Here is a 3,527-nt window from a genome sequence, read left to right as displayed (position 1 = left end):
TTATGAGCATGCTTGGTCTTTCATTCCTTAGCGAGATTGTAAATACGGTTGGCGATCTGCATCCAGCAACAATTCTCAATCAGCTGCGAACCTTTATTAAGTATACTCTCTCCCAAGAGGGGAGCGAAAGCGAATCGAAGGATGGGATGGATATTGCCCTCTGCGTAATAGACCGCGAGAGCAACCAGCTGGAGTTTGCAGGAGCCTACAATCCGGTCTACATTATTAGGAATGGCACACTTGAGGAGATTAAGGGTGATAAAATGCCGGTAGGTATCCACCCTGGAGAGAAGGATTCGTTTACTAACAATATCATCCCGCTGGATGGGATTACAGCATTCTACCTGTTCTCCGATGGATTTGCCGACCAATTTGGCGGACCAGAGGGGCGCAAGTTTAAGGCAAAAAACTTCAGGGAGTTGCTTGCCAAAAATTATGCGCTCACAATGGATGAGCAGGGAGAAGCCCTCGAGGCTGCCTTTAACGAGTGGCAAGGTTATTACGACCAAGTGGACGACGTGCTGGTGGTGGGGGTTAGAATTGTGTAGAAGTTTTCTTCATTTACGGAATCTCTCTTTTTCGTTTCTCCAAAGGTTGCGCTATCTTTGGTATTGCCATTAGTAGGACTTTTTCAACAGTATTTTCAGAATAAAACATTTAGGGAAAAATGCAGAAGATTAGATTTACATCGTTAGCGCTCATTGCTGCCGTGTTGCTTTCGGCCTGCGGCTCAAGCAGGCGTCAAGCGCTTTATTCCAGCCCAAACTTTACGGTTTATGCCGACTCTGTTGTTTGGGGAAATTACAAGGCCGTCGCCCTTTCATCCACCGAAATTCAGTCGAACTATGCTCCGGCTGGGGCCAAAAGCGACAGTCTGCGGACGTGGAAGCTCACTGCCGATATCAAAGCGTATCCTTCAGTAGAGACCAACTTCCCGTTAGTAAATGCGCTTTACAACCTCTCGTTGGAGGAGTTGGAAAAGAATAGAACGGCCGATGGCTATCTCAACACCGGCAAAAGTTGGGAAGGTGTATGGACTCGCGATATGAGCTATAGCATTGTGCTTTCATTGGCTTACATCGACCCACCTGTGGCAAGACGTTGCCTTATGAAAAAGGTGAAAAACGGGAAGATTATTCAGGACACTGGCTCAGGTGGATCGTGGCCCGTTTCCACCGATAGAATGACTTGGGCTCTGGCCGCGTGGGAGGTGTACAAGGTTACCGACGATAAGGCCTGGCTCGACACCATCTATCCTATCGTAAAGAAATCGGTGGAAGCCGATCTTAAAACCATATACTACCCAGGTAGCTTAGCCTTGGGCGAGTCGTCGTTCCTCGATTGGCGTGAGCAAACTTACCCCCTTTGGATGATGCCGGTGGATATATACCGTTCCGAGTGTTTGGGTACCTCTGTGGTTCATAGCCAGGTGATGCATATTCTCAACAAGATGGAGGCCATTGAGGAGGGAAAGCAAGGGGAATACGAGCAGAAGGCGGAGGCGCTCAAGGCAGGTATCAACAAGGAGTTGTGGCAGTCCGAGAAGGGCTACTATGCGCAATACATGTATGGACGAACATACATGTCAGTTTCTCCCAAGTCGGAGGCGCTGGGTGAGGCCCTTGCAGTTATTTTTGGCGTTGCCGGCAAGCAGAAGAGTGCCACTTTAATGGAACACATGCCAGTAACACCCTACGGCGTTCCCACCATCTATCCCGAAATACCGGACATCACTCCATACCACAACAATAGCATTTGGCCATTTGTGCAGAGTTACTGGAACTGGGCTGCTGCCAAAACTGGGAACGAGGCTGCAGTAACTTACGGTTTGGCATCCATTTACCGTGAGGCGGCCATGTTCCTAACCAACAAGGAGAATATGGTGGCCCAAACGGGAAGGGAAGAGGGCACCGTGATTAACTCCGACAGGCAGCTTTGGAGCGTAACCGGAGATATTGCCATGATTTACCGGGTTCTGCTGGGTATGAACTTTAAACCAGAAGGCATTTCGTTTAAGCCATTCGTGCCAAAGGCTTATGCAGGAACCATTAAGATTAAGGGATTTCATTATCGAAATGCTATTCTCAATATCACCCTATCGGGCTATGGAAATGTAGTTAAGTCGTTCAAAATAAATGGAGCTAAGCAAGATTCTGCCTTTGTTGCAGGAAACCTAACAGGCGAAAATCGCATTGATATTGAACTCCGTAGCAAGCCACTTCCTGAGTCGAAAATAAACCTTGTTGATGTGCTCTTCTCCCCGGCAACTCCAAACGTGTCGGTGGAAGGAAATAAGCTGAGTTGGAATAAGAGTGCAGGAGCCGATTTTTACCAAATTGTAAAAAATGGCATTCCGGTTGGAAAAACAACCGATACTGTATATTCGTTTGTTTCATCCAACAGCTATGCGGAGTATCAGGTGAAAGCCATTGCTAAAGATGGAGAATCGTTTTTGAGCGAGCCACTACCCATTTATGCATCCAAGCCGATTGTTTTGGAGGCTGAAAGCTTTGCCCCCCGTTCAAGTTTGCCTTACAAAAACTTCTCGGGGAAAGGATTCGTGGAGCTTAGCCTTCTGAAGAACTTGTCGGTGGAGATTCCATTCTCGGTGGATACCGACGGAAAATACATCTTTAGCGCGCGCTACTCCAACGGAACTGCCCGGATGTGCTGCTTCAACACCTGCGCCATTCGCACCCTTCTGGTGGATGGCGACGTTGCTGGAGTGGTCGTAATGCCGGTTATTGAGGATAACCAGTGGAGCGACTGGGGTTGGAGCAACAACCTGGTGCTAAATCTTATGCCGGGTAAGCATACGCTTAAAATCACCTACCTGCCTTACAACGAAAACATGAATGGTGATATCAATACTGCCATGCTCGACTATGTGAGGTTGGTGAAGGAGTAGGGCGAGGAGAATTCTTTCTGATTTAATACCAGTTCATAGCCCACGGTTTAAACCGTGGGCTATGATGTTTAATTGAAACCCCAATCTTTTTGCCAAAGCGCCATAGCCCTACGGTACGTCCAACCCCATCCGGTTGAAGAAAACGTAGCCCTACGGTACGCCCAACCCCATCCGGTTGAAGGAAACGTAGCCCTACGGTACGTCTAACCCCACCCGGTTGGAGCAATCGTAACCCTACGGTACGTCCAACCCCATCCGGTTGAAGAAAACGTAGCCCTACGGTACGTCCAACCCCATCCGGTTGAAGGAAACGTAGCCCTACGGTACGCCCAACCTCATCCGGTTGAAGGAAACGTAGCCCTACGGTACGCCCAACCTCATCTGGTTGGAGCTATTGATGCTCATCATTGGAATTATATTTTTCTGGTTATGAATGGCTGGGTTGGTGCATTTAAATTTTTCTCTGCATTGCAGCATGTATAATCGCCAAAACAAATTGTGCGCAAATCTAAAATGAATTGTGCACAATTTTTCTACACACAAATGTAGCCTTTAAATGTCGTTTAAAACAATTTTAAAGGCTCGTTTGGTACTAAGTAGTTACATACCATCCACTCTT

General features: G+C 47.6%; 2 protein-coding genes. Both read left to right on the top strand.

The annotated features are described in order from the left end of the window. The coding region (locus VMW01_08895) for a SpoIIE family protein phosphatase (GenBank protein HUW06367.1) at nucleotides 1-548 on the top strand (548 nt) is incomplete at its 5' end. Between the two features lie 119 nt (nucleotides 549-667). Next, a complete protein-coding gene (locus VMW01_08890; GenBank protein HUW06366.1) occupies nucleotides 668-2,908 on the top strand; it encodes a hypothetical protein in 2,241 nt (746 codons plus the stop codon). The last annotated feature ends 619 nt before the right edge of the window (nucleotides 2,909-3,527 follow it).

The organism is Williamwhitmania sp., assembly GCA_035529935.1.
Classification (GTDB): Bacteria; Bacteroidota; Bacteroidia; order Bacteroidales; family Williamwhitmaniaceae; genus Williamwhitmania.
This window is presented reverse-complemented; position numbering and strand designations above follow the sequence as displayed.